Here is an 18,728-nt window from a genome sequence, read left to right on the forward strand (position 1 = left end):
ATCCGACAGGGGGACTTGTGGACGACTACGTGCGGCTCGCCGACCGCATCGCCGACGACATCGCCGCCGGCCGGCTCCGGCCGGGGCAACGGCTGCCCCCGCAGCGGGCGTTCGCACGACGGCGCGGGATCGCCCCGTCGACCGCGGGGCGGGTGTACGGCGAACTGGTGCGCCGGGGACTGGTCGTGGGCGAGGTCGGGCGTGGCACCTTCGTCCGCGCCGCCCCGCCCGCACCGGGCGGACGGGCCCTCGCCGAGCCCGCGACCACCGCGCCCGTCAACCTGGAGCTCAACTACCCGTCCGCGCCCGGCCAGTCCGAACTTCTCACCCCCGCCCTCACCCCTCTCCTCCGCCCGGACGCCCTGACGGAAGCCCTCCGTCCGGCTGCCGCCACCGGCAACGCCGCCGCCCGCGAAGCGGCCGCCGCTCTCCTCGGCTGCCCCGACCCCGCCCGGCTGCTCTTCACCGGCAACGCCCGCCAGTCGATCGCCGCCGCCCTCGCCTCCCTGGTCCGGCCGGGCGGCCGCGTCGGCGTCGAGGCGCTGACGTACCCGCTGGTGAAGGAGATCGCCGCCCGGCTCGGCCTCACCCTCGTCCCGCTCGCCACGGACGACGACGGGCTGCGCCCGGACGCGCTGGCCGCCGCCCACCACAGCGCACCCCTGTCCGCCCTCTACGTCCAGCCGACGCTGCACAACCCGACCTCGGTCACCATGAGCGACCAGAGGAGACGCCAACTCGCCCGCACCGCCGCCGACCTGGAGATACCGATCGTCGAGGACCGCATCTGGTCCTTCCTGCGCCCCGAGCCACCCCTGTCCGTCCACGCCCCCCGTCTCACCCACGTCGTCGACGGTCTCTCCAAGCGGGTCGCCCCCGGGCTCACCGTCGGCTTCCTCGTCGTGCCGCCGGACCGGGTGGACGCGGTGGCGGGCGCCATCCGCTCCGGCGGGTGGAGTGCGGGGCGGTTCGCGCTGGAGGCGGCCGTGCGGTGGATCGGGGACGGGACCGTCGAGCGGCTGGTCGCGGCGAAACGCGCGGACGCCGAACGGCGGCAGCACCTCGTACGCCGGCACCTGCGGGACTTCGCCGTACGCACCGACCCGCACGCCTACTACGCCTGGTGGGAGCTGCCCCCGCCGTGGCGGGCGGACACCTTCACCGCGGCTGCCGCGGCACAAGGCGTCGCCGTCACCCCGGGCCCCGCCTTCGCCGTCGACCCCGGCCGTACGCCGGACGCCGTCAGGCTCGGGCTCGCCTCGGCGGCTGAGCCGGAGCTCGACCGGGCGCTGCGGACGCTCGCCGGCGTTGCCGCACGGGGCCGTCCCGGCCGGTGAGCCAGGCGCCGAGGGCCACCGTCAGGCCCAGCGCGAGCAGCAGCCAGGAGACCGTGCGCAGGGTCCCGGTGAGCGCGTCGTAGACCGCCCCCGCGGCCGGCCGGGAGACCTCGGCGGGCAGGCCGGCCAGCGTGATGTGCCGGCCGATCGCGACGGCCACGCCGAGCAGCGCGCCGCCGAGGGCCGTGCCGAGGCCGGTCGCGGTGACCGCGCGGCGGCGACAGGTCGCGAGGGCGATACCGGCGACGGCGAACACGACCGCGCCGACCGGCAGCCAGAGGGCGGCGACTTCCAGCACGTGGTAACCCTTCCGGAGCCCGTCCAGCTCCTTTGCCGGGAGGATGGCGACCTGGGTGTGCCGGACCGGGATGTGGCGGGCCAGCAGCACGTTGTCGGCGGCGAGTTCGTGTTTGATCCGGGTCGTGACGGGCGCCAGGTCGACCGTGACCGCGCCGGTGCGGCCGTCGTCCTCGCGCAGGGCGCGGAGCACGGCGGTGTGGGTGGCCCGCATCGCCGCGTCCCAGCCGGCCCGGAAGGCCTCGGTCTGGGTGAACGAGCGCACCGCGTCCTGCACGAACGGCCCCATGGCGCCCGCCTGCGCGCCCACACCGACCTCGTGCAGCACCTCGTCCCCGACGGTGTCCGCGACCGCTTCCCGGACCGCCGGATCGGTGGCCAGTGGCGCCATCGTGCGGGCGTAGCGGCCGGTGTCGGCCAGCCCGTACGCAGCCCAGGCCGCCAGCGCCGCGCACGGGACCACCAGGCAGCACAACGCGATCAGCGCCGCCGACAGGGCGCTGCGGAGGCGGAGGAAACGTACGGACCGGGACGACACCCTTTCAGGCAACGGCCTGGGCGCGGGCGGGGCGAGCGGGGCAACTGCAATCGGGTGCATCTCCGACCCCTTCGCGGAGCTGGGGATTCCGCTCTCCGGTGGAGGGCTCACCCGAACGGGTGTTTCCTGGTGGTGGGGAACACTTCCGGAACCTCTCCGGGCGGCTGGGTCTGGCTCCGCGCCGTCCGGTGAGTGGAGGGATGAGGGAGAAGCGTGGACCCCGGCCACCGTGCCGGGGTCCACGCGTCATGTCCGGGGTGCCGTCAGGAGACGTCCGGGGCTCCGTTCAGGAGACCCGGTGGCCCTCGGCGTCCTCACGCGTGTAGTAGCGGTAGAACAGGATGACGAACACGGTCGCCGCGACCGCCAGCGCCATCCCCGTCGAGCGCAGCACGGTCGCGCCGGTCTGGCTGTACAGGAAGCCGAACGCGATACCGGCGAAGGACGTCCACGCCAGCGCGTGCACTTCCCGCTTCATACGCGGCCCCAGTTGGAGCAGCGCGAAGTACACCACGGCGAACACGAGCGCGGCGACGAAACCGAGCAGCAGGTTCCAGCCGGTGATGGGTCCGCCGTCGCGCTGGTTGGCCGCGGCCCAGTAGCCGTAGACGAGCCCGAGCACGACGGGCACGGCCCATTTGGTGGTCCTGTGGGTGCGCGCGCTGAAGATGTCGGGTGTACCGGCGGCTTGGGTCGTGACGCCGGACGCGGGTGCCGCATGAGCCATGAGAGCACTCCTCTCTCCTCGCCCCGCCTTCCAGGGCACACCTCGGGCCGACCCCTGGCAAGTCGGCCGGTCGACGCGGCTGGGAGGGGATGCGAGGGGCGCGGGGCCGTGTTTCGCTGGGGCCCATGGACCCCGTGAGCGTGGTCGGCGGCGGGGGTGAGCGGCTGCTCGACCGGTATCCCCGGGCCCGGCGCCGAGATGTGCTGCACCGGCAGCAGATGCTACGAGTGCGGGGACGCAGCGTTGCCTGGGTGCCGCCGCTGCTGCTGCTCGCCGGGATCGCGGTGGTCGACTACATCAGCGAGGAGTTCCGGATCATTTCCTGGAGTGTGCTGGTGCCCGGGATCGCCGCCGCGATCTGCGGGGTGTGGACCACGGCGATGTTCGGGGCGCTGGCGCTCGTGACGTACCTCGTCCTGGACAGCGCCTGGCCGGACGAGTTCCTGGCCGGGCTGCCCGACTTCATCCTGGTCGCGATCGGCGGTGTGCTGGCCGTGCTGGCGTGTGCGGTGCGGGTGCGCGGGGAGGCGCACATGGGGCGGATGCGGGACATCGCCGAGACGACCCGGCGGACCGTGCTGCGTCCGCTGCCGGTGCCGTGGGGCGGGCTCGACCATGCGGCGGTGTATCTCGCCGCGGACGTCGACGCGCGGGTCGGGGGCGACTTCTACGACATCCAGCCCGGGCTCCACGGCACGCGGGTCCTGGTCGGGGACGTGCAGGGCAAAGGGCTGGGGGCGGTGGAGGCGGCGGCGGCGCTGCTCGGCACGTTCCGGGAGGCCGGGTATCACGAGCGGGAGCTGCGGACGGTCGCCGAGCGGCTGGAGGTGCGGATGCGACGGCATCGGGAGCACATGTCCGCGCTGGGGCGCACGGACGGGGACCGGTTCGCCACGGCGGTGCTGCTGGGGTTTCCGGCGGAGGTGGGGGATGCGGTGGATGTCATGAACTTCGGGCATGAGCCGCCGTTGGTTGCCGGGCCGGGTGGGGTGCGGGTGCTGCCGGTGGGGGACGGGTTGCCGCTGGGGCTCGGTGAGCTCGTGTCGTCGGGGGCGCCGGGAAGGTCGGGGGCGTCTGGTGCGTCGGATGGCGACTTGCTGCCCTCCGTGCGGCGGTTTCCGCTGGCGGGCGGGGAGACATTGCTGGTGACGACGGACGGGGTGACGGAGGCTCGGAACGCCGGCGGGGAGTTCTATCCGCTGGCCGAGGAGGTGACACGGATGCTTGCGGCGGACGCGCGGGGGGTTCGGCCGCGGAGGTTGGTGGTGTTCGTGCGGGACGGCGTGCTGCGGCACAGCGGTGGGCATCTGGCGGACGACACGACGGTGTTTGCGGTGCGGCGGCTGTAGGGGAAGCGCTTGTTCGCCGTTCCGGCGCCGCACTACCTTGCCGATGTGGATCTCTTCTCCCGCTCGTGGACAGCGTTGCGCGCGGCGGTCGCCGGGCTCGCGGACGAGGACTTCGCACGGCCGTCCGGCTGTACCGGCTGGCTCGTACGGGACCTGGTGTGCCACCTGATCATCGACGCGCAGGACGTCCTGATCACCCTCGTGACCCCCGCCGAAACGGAACCGACCCGCGACGCTGTGACCTACTGGGAGGTTGCCGAAACGCCGCCGACCGGTGACGACCCGCTCGACGCGCTGATCGTCCGGCTGGCCGCGGCGTACGAGGAGCTGTGGCTGCTGAAGTTCCACCTCGACGACGTCGGCTCCGCCGCCGGGCGGGCCGCCGAGCTCGCCGACCCGGAGCTGCGGGTCGGCACCCGCGACGTGGTCCTCACCGCGGGCGACTACCTCTCCGCGTACGTCCTGGAGTGGACGCTGCACCACCTCGACCTGGTCGCGCACCTTTCGCATGTGGCGGGACCCTCCGTGGAGGGGCTGGCTCGGTCGCGCGCGATGCTGGAGAAGATCGCCGGGGGCCCGTTCCCCGTGTCGTTCTCCGATGAGGATGCGTTGCTGGTCGGTACGGGGCGGCGTGCGCCGAGTGAGGCGGAGGAGGCGGAGCTGGGTGAGCTGGCTGTCAGGATCCCGCTCGTCCTTGGGTGAGTGTCTGGCTGACCGGCGTTGGAGCCGGCGCGGGGTGGGGCGCGCAGCCCGGCGCCGGCGGGGTGCCGCCGGCGGCCTCGTGCATGCCCGAGCTCAGTCCGGCAGCGCCTTCTTCAGCGCCTCGTCCAGGCTCGTCGCCAGCGCCGTGTCGCTCGGCGGGTTGTCGCCGAACAGCGCGCCCAGCTGCGCGGTGAACGTCTGTGTGAACGCTCCGTACAGCGCGGTGCGCGGCCGCTGTACGGCGCTCTGCAGGGCCGGGAGCAGGATGCGGCGGGCATAGGCGGGGCGGCCGGCCGGGTCGCGGGGCATGCGGTCGGCGCTCTCGCCGGACGGGGAGACAGACGTGGGTGCGGCGGTGCACCGTACGGCGTCGTCCGTGTACGCCGACTCCCGTGTCGCCGCGAACCCCGCGTCCAGCAGGCAGCGTTCGCTTTCCTTGCCGGTGAGGAACCTGATCAGCTCGACCGCCTTCGCCGACCGCTGCGAGGCCGCGGTCACCGCGAGGTTCTGGCCGCCGAGCACCGCCCGGTCGGGCAGCGGGGCCACCCCGAGCTGCTCGTCGGTGAACGACTGGTGCAGGGTGCGGTACGCGTACGGCCAGTGCCGCAGGAACGTGGTGCGGCCGTCGGCGAAGTCGCCGAGCGTCGCCGCCTCGTCGGAGTGGACGGCGTCCTGGAGCAGGTACGGCGTCTGGGTGCGCAGGCGCAGCTCCCCGATGCCCTGCGTCAGCTGGGCGACGGTGGCGTTGTAGTGGCCGTCGTCGTCGGTGAGCGTGAGGTCCGGCACGGCGGACGCGAAAGCCTCGACGGCGTTGACGGTCCGGCCCTCGTACGCGGCGAGCTGGGTGGTCCAGCCCTTCTCGTAGCCCTCGGGCGGATGCTCGTCCAGGGTGTCGACCAGCTCCTCCAGCTCCCGCCAGTCCAGGCCGCCACTCAGGTCGGTGCGCTGTACGCCGCCGTCCTTGAGGTGGTCGCGGCGGTAGTAGAGCAGTCCGACGTCGCTGTTGAACGGGGCCGCGTACACCTTGTCGTCCCAGCGGGCGGTGCCGGCGACGGACTCGATGACGTCGGGGTCGATCACCTTGTCGGGCAGCGGGCGGACCAGGCCGGCGGCGGCGAACTCCGGCACCCAGGTCACGTCGAGGTTGACCACGTCGTAGGTGGCGCTGCCGGACTGGAGGGCGCCGAGGAGCTGGCTGCGCTGTTCGTCGGCGCTGCCGGGGAGTTCCACCAGGCGGGCGCGGAAGCCGGTGTTGTCCTGCTCCTGCTGCCGGTTCCACACGTCGATCAGCTGCTGGCGGATGCCGTTCTTGCCGGTGACGTCCCGGCCGCTGGCCACCACGATGTCGCCGGGCACCTCGGGGGAGGGCGCGGCGTCGGTGCCGTTCCCGCCGCCGGTGCACGCGGCGAGCAGCAGGAGGGCCAGCAGGGCGGCGAGCCGTCGGGCCATCAGTCCTCCCCCGTTCCGGTGCGCGCGACCTCGTCGCTCAGGCCCGCGCCGAGTTCGTCGTCGGCGTCCAGACAGCGGCCGCCGCTCACGGCGGAGATCCGGGCGCCCGGCTCGCCCGCGGCGCAGCCGCCGCCGGCCAGCGACACCACGGCGATCGGCACCTTCGCCGACTCTGCTCTGTTCAGCAGGTCGTCGAGGCGGGCGCCGGTCAGCCGGTCGGCGTCCTCGTCGTCGGTGATGTGGACGATCAGCTGGGGACGGTCGTCGTCGGCGCCCCGCCCGGCCATGTCGTCGAGGGCGGCGAGCAGGGCGGCGTACGGGTCGGCCTCGGCGTCCCGTACCCGGGCCCGGCCGTCGATGGAGCGCTCGGCGTCCTTGCGGGTGTGGTGGCCGAAGGGCAGCAGGGTGTCGTACGGCGTGTTGCCGTCGGTGTCCGCCACCGCCCACACGCCGTACTCGTCCTGCTCGCCGAGTCCGCCCAGCGACTGCTTCAGCAGGCCGGGGCCGCCGCTGGCCCCCTTCCACAGCGACGCCATCGAACCGGAGCTGTCGAGCAGGAACAGGACGCGGCCCGGCCCGCGGGCGTCGCGGTACTTCCTCAGCGCCGTCTCCATCGCGTCCCGCCCCGCGGACTCGACGAGCGGGGAGGGAGCCCGCAGCACTCCCTCGGGGACCGTGCCGCCCGTGTCCAGCAGGGCGCGGTCACCGGTGGCAGCGGCGCGGAAACCGTGCTCGGCGAAGGCGGCGCGTCCGCCCTCCCCGGTGAACCACTCCCGGAAGTCGTCGGCCGCGGTGTCGCGCACGTCCCGGTCGAGGTCGGCGCCCTGCCAGCGGACCCGGACGAACACGGGCTCCAGGCCCGGTACGTCGCCGGGGTACTGGGCGAGCCGCGGAGTGCGGGTCGTACGGTCGCAGCCGACGCCGCTCTTCATCAGGAACTCCGGCACCAGGGCCGCGGTGCGGTTGTCCACGGCCTTGTCGTCCGGCAGCGCGCACAGCAGGTCGGCGGCCGTGCGGGCGGGCGGTCCCGCCGGGGCGATCTCCTGCTCGACGCGGCTCGGATCGGCACCGGGCGTGCCGTACAGGGCCGTCGTGGCGAGCAGCGCACTGTCCGCGAACTCCGGGTCGGGGCGGCGCACTTCGGCACGGTCGTCCCGCTCGCGCAGGGCGCCGATCATCTCGGAGAGCGTGGGTCCTGCCCGCTCGTCCAGGGAGAGGACGCCGAGCCGGCGGGGCACGGCCAGCACGATGGGGGAGTACGCGAACGCCCGGTTGTCCGGCTCCAGAAGGGCGAGCGCGTCCGTGTCCTGGCCGGTGGTGACCCGGGCGACGTCCGCCGGTGTGGCGGGGATCCAGATGTCCGGCTGCGGGCCGATGTCACGCTGCGGGTTGAGGTTCTCGCGCGGTTCGTGCCAGGCGCCGGAATCGCGGCGCAGCGCGGTGACCGCGTCGGCGGAGCCCGCGCTGTAGACGGTGATGCCGCTGCGCCGGCAGCCGTCGCCGGTGGTGTTCGCGTCCGACGTCAGATACGCGTCGGCCGCGGCACCGACGGTCGCCTCCAGGTCCGGGTCGGTCAGGACGCGTAACTCGAGGGGCGGCGCACAGTCGCCGGGTCCGCCGACCAGACCGAGGAGGCGGTACGAGCCGAGGCCCAGGGCGGCGAGGGCGGCCAGGACGCCGAGCCAGACACGGGCCCGCCGGGCCAGGCCGCGCGCGCGGCGCCGACCCGGGCGCACCGGGATGCGGGCCGGCCGGGGCCACCGCAGGCGGACGGCCCGGGCGGGGAGCAGCCGCAGCAGCAGGGGTCGCTGCGAACCGTGCTCCCCGTCGTCACCGGCCCGCCAGGCCGCCCAGACGCTCCAGGCCCCCTGATCGACCCCGTCCCCGCGGGCCGACAGCAGCACGTCCTCCTCGGGTTCCGCCCGGCTCTGCGGGGTCCACGGCTCGCCGCGCAGCGTCTCGTGGCGGCCCGCGGCCATCCGGGCCCGGAGCGCGTCCGAGACCTGACGGAAACCCAACTCGCCCTTTCTGCCCAGGAGTTGCAGCAGCTCCCCGGTGAACGGCGTGGGCGTGACCGCGTCGCCCGCGTCGATACGGTGGTTGGCCTGCACGCTCATCAGCAGCAGCACACGGCGTTTGTCCCGGAAGGTCTCCCAGATCCAGGCCGCGTTGCCCGCGAAGCAGCAGTCGAGGATCACCACGATCCGCTCGGCCGGGCTGCTGGCGAGCCAGGTCAGCATGGTCGTGAACATCTCCGCGCCGGGGAAGACGGCATGCCCGCCCGGGATCACGCTCGCGTTGCGCATCTGCAGGAACAGCTCGTCGCCCGCGCTGGGAATCGCGCCGTGCCCGGCGAAGTACAGCAGGAGCAGCCCCTCGGCCTCCTCGGCGGCCGTACGCAGTTCACGCTCGAAGTCGTCCAGGGACGGCGACCGGGCGACGGTGATCTGGTGCTCGCCGAAGACCCCGCCCCGGGACAGCACCTCGCGCAGCCGGTTCAGGTTCTCCTCGACGGCCGGCAGATCACCCGGCACACCGTGCGGCGGCTCCGTGAAGTCGTACGTGGAGACACCCACCAGCAGTGCCCGGTTCACCCGCCCGCGCGGATCGAAACGGGTCACCGGCCTACCCGTCGAGGTCCACGGGGTCCACGCTGGCCTCGGGCGGATCACCGTCCTCGACCTCGCGGCGGTTCTCCCGCCACGCCTCCACGGCATGCGCGACCTGCACCACCAACTGGTTCAGCGCGACCGATGCGGATCCCCCGATCATCGCCACGATGATCTCCATGGCGATGCCCATCGGGGCCCCGGACTCGTCCGTACGGCGCCGCTCATGGATCCGGAGCTCGCCCGCCCGCACCTTCTCGTCGAGCCGTTGCTCCCGTTCCAGCCACTTGCGCAGCGCGCCGACATCGCTCTCGGTCGCGGTCTCGTCCAAGCGGACCCGGATGACTCGGTCGGCCACTCCATCCCCCTCAGCCATAACTCACCATCATGGCACCGTGGTTGCGAACCGGGGAGGGTCCGGACGGCGGCTTCCGCAGGCAGTTCGCGCGGGCGCTCAGTGCTGTGCCTGCGGCTGAAGCCGCCGCAGCTGCTGCTGTACGTGGTCCAGGGCGCCGGCCCGCCGGCCGGGCACCCGGCCGCGCAACTGAGCCAGCGCCGCGCCGAGTTCACGGGCCCGCGCCGGATCACGGACCTCGCCCCACTGGTGGTGGGCCCGGTCCACGGCCGCCTCCACGGCGGGCGCGTCCTCGGCCTGTCCGGCGGCCAGCCGCGCGGCGGCCACCTCGAGCCATGTACGGCAACTGCGGGCTGCGTCCCCCGCCAGCATCGCCAGATCCGCCCGCACCTCCGTCCAGTGCAGCGCCTCCTCGGAGGCGGCACCGTGTGCCCGTACGGCCGCCTGCTCCCACCGCGCGGCCAGCCCGTCCGCATCCGCGTGCCGGCCGGCCCGGACCGCGGCGGAGACGGCGGCGTGCGGATCGCTCACGGCCGGCGGCTGCGCGGCCAGCACGATGCCGACGTCCTCACCGGTGATCCGGCTCAGTGCCTGCTGGTGCAGCTGGTCCAGCGGCGGCCGGTGCCCGCTGCGCAGGATCGTCGCGACGGCCTTCATGTACGAGGGTCCGCCCAGCGACCGCCGGTGCGGCGGGGGCGCGATCCTGCCGTACACGGCGCTCTCCCGCCCACAGTCCAGCGGCACCGAGCGCAACAGCTCCCAGCTCTCCGCGTCCGCGTGCAGATCGAGGAACAGCGTCGTCGTCCCCGGCGCCCGCAGCCGCAGCTCCTCCCGGAACCAGTGCCAGGGAAACCCCGTGTACCGCACGGTGGCCGGCGTCGTACGCGCCAACGCCAGATGCGGCAACCGCTGCCGCCGGTCCAGCTGGATCTGCCCGGTCACGTACACGGTCAACGGCCCCGGCGCCGCCGCGGCCGCCCGCAACCGCGTCAGCACGGCCTGCGGCTCCAACGGGTCGGCCAGCTCGACGACGTTCGCGGTCTCCGCACCCGCCAGCACACCCGGCGCCACAGCCGCCAGCACAGGAAGCACCCCCGCCGCGTCCACCAGCCGCCCCTTGCCCACAGGCGAACCGGCCACCAACAACACGGTCCCCGGCATGGTCCCTCCCAGTCGATCAGTACCCAGCACGGTAACCGCTGTCGCTGACCGCAACCATGCCGTCCGTCCGCAGGCACTCGCCCACCCCTCGGGCTTTCGCCGCCTTCGTACGCACCCTCGGCTAACGCTTCTCGTAAGGATTCGCCGGCTCCTCCACCGTCCGCACGCTGCCCGCGTCGAGGACGGGCGGCCACGCCGTGTCCGTGCCCAGGGTGCCCTCGGGGTACCACGTACCGGTCACCGTCACCCATGTGTCCGTCGCCGGCGCTTCCGCGCCCCGCACCTCGACCTTGCCGGTCGTCGCGTCGGCGGCGCAGCAGGACACCAGGAGCCGTGTGACGTACCACGTGCCGTCGTCGTCCCGCGTGACGAAGCCGGTCAGGCGGACCGTACGGCCCTTCAGTGACCGCTCGCTGTCATAGACCGCCCGGGAGCCGAACTCGGCGAGCGTGAGGTCGAGCACCCTCTTGGAGGGCAGTGCCGGGAACGTCCCACCCCCTGGGCCGCCCGCTCCGCCGCCTCCCTCTGCGCGCTGTACGAGCCCAGGGCGGGCGGCGGGAAGAGCAGCAGGGCGAGGGCGGGCAGGGTCAGGAGCCAGGCGACGCGCGGACCGGCGGGGCCGTGCTGGTGCCCGTGGCCGTCGTCATCGTCGTACTCCTCGTGCCGCCTGAGCAGTACCGCCGACACCACACCCAGCAGCACCAGCGCCACCCCCGACACGATCAGGTACGGCCGCAGCCCCGCCTGCACGTACCGCAGGTACAGCTCGCTGAACGCCGAGATGCGCAGCACCGCCCCGCCGGTCAGCAGGAGCAGCACCGCCGGTCCGTAGCGCCTCACAGCAGCCACCACCCGACCAGCACACTGGACGCCACCGCCACCACCCATGTCGCCGAGGCGAACCGCACCGCGAAGGCCCGCCCGAACGTGCCCGTCTGCAACGCGATGAGCTTGAGGTCGACCATCGGGCCGACCACCATGAACGCCAGCCGCGCGGTCGGCGAGAAACCGGACAGGGACGCCGCGACGAACGCGTCCGCCTCGCTGCACACGCACAGCACGGCCGCCAGGACCGCCAGCAGCAGGACCGACAGCCACGCGGAGCCGGTGAACACGTCGAGGACCGCGCGCGGTACGGCGATGTTGAAGGTCGCCGCGGCTGCCGCGCCGAGGACCAGGAAGCCGCCCGCGTGCAGGAAGTCGTGCTGGAGGCCGCTCGCGAACCCCCGCAGGCCGGTCGCCGGCGGTCTGCCGGCTCCCGGCAGCCGCAGCCACCGCTCCTTGCCGAAGCGGGCCCACAGCCAGCCCATGACCACCGCCGCCGCCAGTGAGGCGACCAGCCGGGCCGCCACCATCTCCGGCTGCCCCGGGAACGCGATCGACGTCGCCACCAGCACCACCGGGTTGATCGCGGGCGCGGACAGCAGAAACGCCAGGGCCGCCGCCGGGGCCACTCCCCGGCGCATCAGGCTGCCCGCCACCGGTACGGACGCGCACTCACAGCCGGGCAGCACCACCCCCGCCGCGCCCGCCACCGGCACGGCCAGCGCCTGGTTGCGAGGGAGCAGCCGGCTGAACACCCGCTCGGGCACGAACGCGCCGATCGCCGCCGACACCACCGTGCCCAGCAGCAGAAACGGCACGCCCTGCACCGCGATCGCCGTGAACACCGTCCACCAGGCCGCCACCGGCGGCGTGTACAGGTCCAGCGCGAGGAGTGGGCCGAGCACCGAGGCGACCGTCGCGATGGCGATCAGGGCCGCGCCGCCGACGACCGCGTGGACGAGCGCGCGCACGCCGAGGCGCAGGCCGTCGGCCAGTGTCCGTTGGTTTTCCACGCGCCTCGCCCCGCTGCTCGACTCCGGGGGCAGGCTAACCGGCGGCGCTGTGCGCCGGCCCGGCTTCGTCAAAGAGGCGGCTGTGCGGGGGCGGGCCCGAGGGTGGTGGTGCCGGGGGCCGTACGGTGGCCCAGCCCCGTGCGGTACGCGTCCAGAGCCGCCTCCACCCGGCCGGTGCGGCGCAGCAGATCGCCCAGCAGCCGGCACAGGTCGGCCAGGTCACCGGCGGCGCCCGCGCGTTCCAGCAGGCTGAGGGCGCGTACGTAGTGCTCCTCGGCCGCGTCCGTGTCGTGGGCGTCCTCGGCGATCCGGCCGAGCAGGCGGTGCGCGGCGGCGGCGTGCACGGCGCCGCGCTCGGAGGAGAGGTCGCCGAGGACGTCGTTCAGCAGGGCGGCGGCCTCGTCGGACTTGCCGCGCCGGTGCAGTACGTCGGCGAGTTCGACGGCGACCTGGCTGCTGTAGAGGGCGGCGCGCTTGGCGGACAGCATCGTCTGGGCGGCCCGCAGCTCCTCCTCGGCGCGCTCCAGCCGGCCGTTCTGGGCGTAGACGTAGCCGCGCATCCAGTGGCAGTTGGCGAGTTCCGTACGGATCTGGAGCTGGCGGTACATGTCGGCGGCCTTGGCCAGCGAGGCGTCGGCCTCGGCGAGCCGGCCCTCGGCGACCAGGGTGCGGGCGACCTGGCGGTGCATCCGGGCGACCAGCGCGGGGTCGCCCGCCTGTGGCGCGAGGGCGAGCGCGAACTCGGCGGCCTGCGCGGCGCGCGCGTGGGCGCCCATGTCCATGTACGGGCCTATGACCCCGGCGTAGAGCAGAAGCAGCGCGTCCGGATCGTGCAGTCCACCGCGGTTCAGCTCATCGAGAGTCGACTCCAGGAGATAGACGGCGTAACGGAGCTCTCCGGCCAGGTAGTGGGAAACCGCCCGGCCGCGGATCGCCGGCACCCGGGCCGGGAGCGGAGCGTCGGCTTCGGCGAGGGACTTCTCGGCGCGCTCGAAGTGGCGGCGGGCGGCGATCAGATCGCCGGTGTCCAAGCCGCACTCGCCGAGCCCCAGCAACGCGGTGGCCTGCTCCTCCACCAGCCCGTACCGCTCCGCCTCCACGAGCAGCGCGGCGTACTGCTCGGCCGCCTCCTCCGCGGCCCCCGTGGCGAGGGTGCGCTGCGCCTCGGTCAGCCGCAGCCGCAGATCGGTGGCGAGCCGGGCCGGGCGTCCGGTGGCCAGCTCGTCGAAGGCGACACCGAGCCGGTCGGCGAGATGCCGCAGCGCCTCGTCGGAGGGACGGACCCGGCCAGCCTCGAGGGTGGAGATGTATGCCGGGGTGTAGGCAGGCTCGGCCAACTGCCTCTGCGTCAGCCCGCGTTCATGCCGCAGCTGCTGCACTCTGCGCCCGATGGTCTCGGGGTCGTCCCGGTTCGCCATGCGTTTCATCATGCCAGTAAGCCGACTTACACAAGTAGTTGTTCAACTCTCCATGCCCCTCTTCCGATCGAGGGCCTCAACCCCCTAGGTTATGAATGAGATTAAGGCCGCTTAATCCGTCGCTGTCGTTGCGAGGTTCCCGTGCCCGGACCCACATCCGCCCCCCACGGACGCCCTTCCTCCCGTTACGCCAGGGCAGCCGTCGCAGCCGTCATCGCGGCCGCGGCGCTGATCACCGCGGCGAACGCCGGGCCGGCCCGGGCGGCGGAATCGGCACCTGCGCAATCGGTCGGGGACAGTCGGCACGGTTAGCGGCTGCGCATGTCCTTCGCACCGTAGGCGCCTGTGTCCCTCAACGCGGTAGCGCGGCAGCGCACCGGTCTCGCTCTGGGGCCGGGAAGCGTCGGTTTCGGACGGGCTCGTGCGGGTAGTCGGGCCTCGCTTCCGGGCGGGTGATGGTGGGGCCCGCCGCGGCGTCGGAGGAGGGAGTCACCGTGCGGCCCAGGGACGAACCGGAGCCGGCGTGGGCCGCCGACGCGATCGCCGACGGGGTCCGGGGCGACGATCCCGGAGAGATCCCGGGAAGGGTGTGCCGTGTCGCGGTCCGGCTGCTGCCCGTGACCTGCGCGGGCGTGTCGCTGTGCAGCGACGGCATGCCCGTGCCGCTCAGCGCCAGCGACGCGCGGGCCGCCTACCTGATGGAGGTCCAGGCCACCCTCGGCGAGGGCCCCTGCCTGCATGCCGCCCGCACCGGCGCCCCTGTCATCGCCGCCGACCTGGCGGGCCGGGACGCCGACCGCTGGCCGGTGTTCGCCCAGCAGGCGACCGCGGCCGGCGTACGGGCCGTGTACGCACTGCCGCTCGGCGACGACTCGGGGTGTGTGGGCACGCTCGACCTCTACCGCGACAGCCCCGGTGGCCTCAGCACCCGCGAACTGCACACGGCGTATCTCATGGCCGGCGTCATGACGGTCGCCCTGATGACGGCCCTGCCGACCGGCGAGGAGAACGGCAGCCGGCGGGCGGACGGACCCTGGCTGAGCGAACTGGCCACCGAGCACGACGAGGTCTACCAGGCCGTCGGCATGATCATGGCCCAGCTCGGCGTCGGCTCCGACGAGGCACTGGCCCGACTGCGGGGGCATGCGTTCGCACGGGGCAGGACCGTTCTCGACGTGGCGCACGACGTGGTGACCCATCGTGAGCGGTTCGAGCGGGACTAGGCCGTTTCTTCTGGATGAGCGGACGGGCCGAGGCGGGCGCCTGCCGAGGCCGGCCCGGTCCGGCCCACTCCCACTGCAGCCGGCTGGGGCCGCTTCTGGGTCCCAGCCGGTTACTCCGCCGCCACGATGCGCTCCACTGCGGCCGTCACCAGTTGTTCACGCTCTGCCTCCGTGAAGACGTCCGGCAGGGTGAGCTGCTCAACGATCAGCCAGTTCAGAGCCAGGATGAGCAGCTTGACGGCCATGGCGTCGCCGGGGAGGCCGGAGGCCTCGTGATAGGCGACGTTGGCGTCGACGTCGGCCCGGACTCGCTCGGTGAGGACCTTGCGCAGTTCGGGGCGGCGGGTGGCCTCAAGGCGGAGTTCCAGCAGCGCGAGGTAACCGGTGCGGAAGGAGGCGATGCGGCCGACGAGTTCGCGCATCAGCTCGGCGTAGGTCTCCCGGTCGCGGCCGGCCGCCCGCTGGCGGGCGATCGTGGCCTCGTCGGGCTGGAGTCGCTCGTAAACCCGGGCGCCGGCCTGGGTGAAGAGGTCGTCGCGGCTGGCGAAGTAGTTGGACGCCGTGCCGGTGGGTACGGCGGCCTCGGTATCCACGGCTCGGAAGGTCAGGCCGCGTGCGCCTTCTCGGGCCAGCACCTCGATCGCCGCGTCAACGAGGGCCGCGCGCCGCTGGTCGTTCCGCCTCACCATTGACACCACTCCAGATGTAGTACTACGTTCAAACCACTTCAAGTAGAGTACTACGTGTTGGGGGATCACTGTGCGAAAGCTCGTGTACTACATCGGGGTCTCGCTCGACGGCCGCATCGCCGGCCCCGGCGGCGAGTTCGACTTCTTTCCGCAGGGCGACGAGCAGCAGGCCGCCGCCTACTCGACCTGGATGAACGCGCTGTACCCGGACACCCTCCCGACCGCTTACCGCGCGGCCGTAGGCGTCGCCGATGCGCCCAACCGGCGTTTCGACACCGTGGTCATGGGTCTCGGCACCTACCGCCCCGCCCTCGACAACGGGATCACCAGCCCGTACGCACACCTGCGCCAGTACGTCGTGTCCAGCACCCTCAAGCCGGACACCGACGCAGCCGTCACCGTCGTGCCGAGCGACCCGCTCGCCCTCGTCCGTGAGCTCAAGGGCGAGGTGGGCGCCGGCCTGGACATCTGGCTCTGCGGGGGCGGCCGGCTCGCGGGCACCCTGCTGCCCGAGATCGACGAGCTGCTGATCAAGACCTATCCGGTCATTGCCGGTACCGGAATCCCGGTGGTCGACGGTGCCTTCGACCCCACCGTCTTCGACGTCGCCGAGCGCACGGCCTTCCCCAACGGTGTCACTCTCACCCGCCTCACCCGCCGCCGGTCCGTCGGCGATCCGGTCGGCGGGTGGCGGGATGACTGCCCGGATTCCACGACGGCGTAGGGGCGCACGGACCTCACACCAGTGCCCGGCCCTGCTTCCTGACCTCCGCGAGCCGTTCGGCGCCCAGTTCGGCCACCTCATGGGTGACCTCCATGTACACCTCCCCGAGGCCGCCGTGGGTGAGGGTGAACGCGTCCTCGCCCACCCGTACCGCGGCGACGTCCAGGGTGAGGGTGACGGGCTCGTAGTCGGTGTCGTCGGTGACGGTGATCCGCAGGCCCTGCCGCGCGTCCCCGGCCTCCGGAAGCTCCGCGTCGAAAACCTCCACCCTCCGCTCCACCCCGCCCGCGGTCGTCGCCGTGAACTCCCCGCACTTCTCCGGCAGCGTCTCCAGCCAGGCCAGCGTGCGGTCCACTTCCGCCGCGCGCTGAGTGGTCACCTGGTGGCGCAGCTGGGCCCCCTCGTCCCCGTCGTCCAGGGCGGTCACCGCGCGGGCCGGGGCGCCGAGCAGTTCGTCGGCGTAGAGCCCGTCGAGGAGACGCCCGCAGTCGCGCCGGTCGGCGGGAGCGGAGGCCTTGAGGAACGCGTCCCGCCAGGTCGCCGTGCCCTGCGTCGGCGCCCATGGCTCACCCAGGTCGGCCTCCGTGATCAGCGCGGACCGGGCCTGTGCCTCGGTGAGGGCGGGCACCCCGGTGGCGGACGGCGGCGTGGCGGAGGCGACGGGCGATGCGGAGACGGCGGCCTGCCGGGCCGCCCAGGGTTGCGCACCGGAGCAGCCGCCCACCGTCAGCAGCGCCCCCGCCGAAAGGGCGGAGGCGAGGAAGGCGCGGGCGGCCGGGGGTCGGGTCATCGAGGTGCCTCCAAGGGGCTTTCCGACAGTCGTATGTCCACGGCACCACCGGCTCCGGCCGGGCGCCAGCGGTGCCGGACCGTACGGGTGAGCGGCGCTGTGGGTGCACCGGAAAAGCACGCCTGACCGCGTGTGCACCGGCGTGCGCCCGTGTCGGCGGCGGCCGACCCTGGACAGGTGAGCTCGCACCGACCCGGAAGGTGAACGTCACCATGAAGACGCCCCCGATCGTTTCGCCGCAGGAGTGGGAGTCCGCGCGCCAGGAGCTGCTGGAGGAGGAGAAGAAGCTGACCCGCGCCCGTGACGCACTGGCCGCCAGGCGGCGCAGGATGCCGTGGCAGGCGGTGGAGAAGAAGTACGAGTTCGACGGACCCCAGGGCAGGGTGAGTCTGCTCGACCTGTTCGAGGGCCGCCGCCAGCTGATCGTCTACCGAGCCTTCTTCGAGCCCGGCGTATCCGGCTGGCCCGACCACGCTTGCGTCGGCTGCTCCATGCTGGCCGACCAAGTCGGCCACCTCGCCCATCTGAACGCCCGCGACACCACGCTCGCCTTCGTCTCCCGTGCATCGCAGCCTGAGATCGAGCGGGTGAAGGCGCGGATGGGCTGGGTGATGCCCTGGTACACGATCATCGACGATTTCGACATCGACTTCGGGGTGGACGAGTGGCACGGTACGAACGCCTTCATCCGCGAGGACGACCGGGTGTTCCGCACCTACTTCATCAACGCCCGCGGCGACGAGGCCATGGGGAGCCTCTGGAGCTACCTCGACATGACGGCACTCGGGCGGCAGGAGAACTGGGAGGACTCGCCCGAGGGCTATCCCCAGACCCCGCCGTACGAATGGTGGAACTGGCACGACGAATACGGGACGGCCGCCGAGCCGGCGCAGGAGTAGGTGGACACGACGCGCCGAGGCCCCCGAGGCCCGCAGGACTGAGCACTTCACGGAAGAGTTGGGGTACGCACCATCCGCGGCGCAGGTCCTGCCGGAGTGCGGGCGGCCGCACGCAGACGCCGGCCACGCCGGGTCAATCCCCACGGCTTGAGGATCGAGATCACCGTCATGAAGACGTAGGCGGACAGGGAGACGACCGGCCCGAACAGCACGTCGCCGGCGTCGGGCAGCGGGCCGCCCCCGGCAACGGCGGTGACCGCCGAGTTCACACCGGGGCGCAGCGCGAAGACCGTGGCGGTGGTCGTGGCCAGGGTCAGCCAGAACTTGGTGTACACCCATCGGTGCCGCGCCAGCCCCCACACCGTGCCCAGCGACAGGAGCAGGCCGCTGAGGAGGGTGAGGAACGCGACGGGGAGCAGCAGCCAGTCGGCGAAGAGCTTCATGGCCCGGACGGAGGCCTCCACGGTCACCGCGGACCCCGTGGTGGTCGCGGTGACCCCGAGCGCGAGCAGCCCGAGCGTGAGCCCGAGCCAGCTCGCGGAGGCAGCCACATGGACGACGAGGGAAGCCCGCCGTGCGGGCCGGTTCAGTTTCATGCCAACACCGTGCCGGGCGGGAGCGGC

The 18,728-nt window shown here is 73.2% G+C and carries 17 protein-coding genes and 1 pseudogene; 6 read left to right on the forward strand and 12 right to left on the reverse strand.

Going from position 1 to position 18,728, the window contains the following annotated elements; translation table 11 throughout:
- Nucleotides 1-17: 17 nt before the first annotated feature.
- Complete coding sequence (locus tag StrepF001_RS16150) at nucleotides 18-1,337, forward strand: PLP-dependent aminotransferase family protein (RefSeq protein ID WP_129798929.1); 1,320 nt, start codon at nucleotides 18-20, stop codon at nucleotides 1,335-1,337.
- Here StrepF001_RS16150 and StrepF001_RS16155 read toward each other — a convergent pair.
- Together StrepF001_RS16155 and StrepF001_RS16160 are read right to left on the reverse strand one after the other, a co-directional pair.
- Nucleotides 1,243-2,232 carry a hypothetical protein gene (locus StrepF001_RS16155; protein WP_240797515.1) on the reverse strand — a complete coding sequence of 330 codons (990 nt, stop codon included), beginning with the start codon at nucleotides 2,230-2,232 and terminating at the stop codon, nucleotides 1,243-1,245. The genes StrepF001_RS16150 and StrepF001_RS16155 overlap by 95 nt on opposite strands.
- A gap of 226 nt (nucleotides 2,233-2,458) precedes the next feature.
- Nucleotides 2,459-2,899, reverse strand: a complete 441-nt coding sequence (locus StrepF001_RS16160; protein ID WP_129798930.1) for a hypothetical protein — start codon at nucleotides 2,897-2,899, stop codon at nucleotides 2,459-2,461.
- Nucleotides 2,900-3,024: 125 nt separating this feature from the next.
- On the opposite strand from StrepF001_RS16160, the gene StrepF001_RS16165 reads away from it, so the two are divergent.
- Together StrepF001_RS16165 and StrepF001_RS16170 are read left to right on the forward strand one after the other, a co-directional pair.
- Nucleotides 3,025-4,248 (forward strand): PP2C family protein-serine/threonine phosphatase, encoded by a 1,224-nt coding sequence (locus StrepF001_RS16165; protein WP_240797516.1) that lies wholly within the window; start codon nucleotides 3,025-3,027, stop codon nucleotides 4,246-4,248.
- Nucleotides 4,249-4,293: 45 nt separating this feature from the next.
- Nucleotides 4,294-4,950 (forward strand): maleylpyruvate isomerase N-terminal domain-containing protein, encoded by a 657-nt coding sequence (locus StrepF001_RS16170; protein WP_129799127.1) that lies wholly within the window; start codon nucleotides 4,294-4,296, stop codon nucleotides 4,948-4,950.
- A 93-nt stretch (nucleotides 4,951-5,043) separates the two neighbouring features.
- Here the strand turns inward: StrepF001_RS16170 and StrepF001_RS16175 are convergent, their stop codons facing one another.
- The 7 genes and pseudogenes from StrepF001_RS16175 to StrepF001_RS16205 form a co-directional block, all read right to left on the reverse strand.
- Nucleotides 5,044-6,399 (reverse strand): extracellular solute-binding protein, encoded by a 1,356-nt coding sequence (locus StrepF001_RS16175; protein WP_129798932.1) that lies wholly within the window; start codon nucleotides 6,397-6,399, stop codon nucleotides 5,044-5,046.
- Complete coding sequence (locus StrepF001_RS16180) at nucleotides 6,399-9,020, reverse strand: caspase family protein (RefSeq protein WP_129798933.1); 2,622 nt, start codon at nucleotides 9,018-9,020, stop codon at nucleotides 6,399-6,401. The genes StrepF001_RS16175 and StrepF001_RS16180 overlap by 1 nt, the downstream gene beginning before the upstream one ends.
- Before the next feature lie 4 nt (nucleotides 9,021-9,024).
- A complete protein-coding gene (locus StrepF001_RS16185; RefSeq protein ID WP_240797517.1) occupies nucleotides 9,025-9,366 on the reverse strand; it encodes a hypothetical protein in 342 nt (113 codons plus the stop codon).
- Nucleotides 9,367-9,462: 96 nt separating this feature from the next.
- The gene (locus StrepF001_RS16190) at nucleotides 9,463-10,524 is read right to left on the reverse strand and encodes a hypothetical protein (protein WP_129798935.1); all 1,062 of its coding nucleotides are present in this window, start codon (nucleotides 10,522-10,524) and stop codon (nucleotides 9,463-9,465) included.
- Between the two features lie 121 nt (nucleotides 10,525-10,645).
- A pseudogene (locus StrepF001_RS16195) lies at nucleotides 10,646-11,364 on the reverse strand (TIGR03943 family protein).
- Nucleotides 11,361-12,362 carry a permease gene (locus StrepF001_RS16200; RefSeq protein WP_129798936.1) on the reverse strand — a complete coding sequence of 334 codons (1,002 nt, stop codon included), beginning with the start codon at nucleotides 12,360-12,362 and terminating at the stop codon, nucleotides 11,361-11,363. The pseudogene StrepF001_RS16195 and the gene StrepF001_RS16200 overlap by 4 nt, the downstream one beginning before the upstream one ends.
- Before the next feature lie 68 nt (nucleotides 12,363-12,430).
- Nucleotides 12,431-13,780, reverse strand: a complete 1,350-nt coding sequence (locus StrepF001_RS16205; protein ID WP_129798937.1) for a tetratricopeptide repeat protein — start codon at nucleotides 13,778-13,780, stop codon at nucleotides 12,431-12,433.
- Between the two features lie 494 nt (nucleotides 13,781-14,274).
- Here StrepF001_RS16205 and StrepF001_RS16210 point away from each other — a divergent pair, with 494 nt between their 5' ends.
- Nucleotides 14,275-15,003 (forward strand): GAF and ANTAR domain-containing protein, encoded by a 729-nt coding sequence (locus StrepF001_RS16210; RefSeq protein WP_240797518.1) that lies wholly within the window; start codon nucleotides 14,275-14,277, stop codon nucleotides 15,001-15,003.
- A 110-nt stretch (nucleotides 15,004-15,113) separates the two neighbouring features.
- Here the strand turns inward: StrepF001_RS16210 and StrepF001_RS16215 are convergent, their stop codons facing one another.
- Complete coding sequence (locus StrepF001_RS16215; protein WP_129798939.1) at nucleotides 15,114-15,692, reverse strand: TetR/AcrR family transcriptional regulator; 579 nt, start codon at nucleotides 15,690-15,692, stop codon at nucleotides 15,114-15,116.
- A gap of 70 nt (nucleotides 15,693-15,762) precedes the next feature.
- Here StrepF001_RS16215 and StrepF001_RS16220 point away from each other — a divergent pair, with 70 nt between their 5' ends.
- Nucleotides 15,763-16,416, forward strand: coding sequence for a dihydrofolate reductase family protein (locus StrepF001_RS16220; RefSeq protein ID WP_129798940.1), 654 nt, complete (start codon nucleotides 15,763-15,765; stop codon nucleotides 16,414-16,416).
- 13 nt (nucleotides 16,417-16,429) lie between these two features.
- Here StrepF001_RS16220 and StrepF001_RS16225 read toward each other — a convergent pair whose 3' ends face one another.
- On the reverse strand, nucleotides 16,430-17,206 hold the full coding sequence (locus tag StrepF001_RS16225) for a hypothetical protein (protein WP_129798941.1): 777 nt from the start codon (nucleotides 17,204-17,206) through the stop codon (nucleotides 16,430-16,432).
- A 212-nt stretch (nucleotides 17,207-17,418) separates the two neighbouring features.
- Between StrepF001_RS16225 and StrepF001_RS16230 the strand changes: the two genes are divergently transcribed.
- On the forward strand, nucleotides 17,419-18,105 hold the full coding sequence (locus tag StrepF001_RS16230; protein ID WP_165396281.1) for a DUF899 domain-containing protein: 687 nt from the start codon (nucleotides 17,419-17,421) through the stop codon (nucleotides 18,103-18,105).
- Between the two features lie 47 nt (nucleotides 18,106-18,152).
- Here StrepF001_RS16230 and StrepF001_RS16235 read toward each other — a convergent pair whose 3' ends face one another.
- Nucleotides 18,153-18,701, reverse strand: coding sequence for a DUF2269 domain-containing protein (locus tag StrepF001_RS16235; protein WP_129798943.1), 549 nt, complete (start codon nucleotides 18,699-18,701; stop codon nucleotides 18,153-18,155).
- Nucleotides 18,702-18,728: the final 27 nt, after the last annotated feature.

It is taken from the genome of Streptomyces sp. F001 (assembly GCF_004187715.1).
Classification (GTDB): domain Bacteria; phylum Actinomycetota; class Actinomycetes; order Streptomycetales; family Streptomycetaceae; genus Streptomyces; species Streptomyces flavusporus.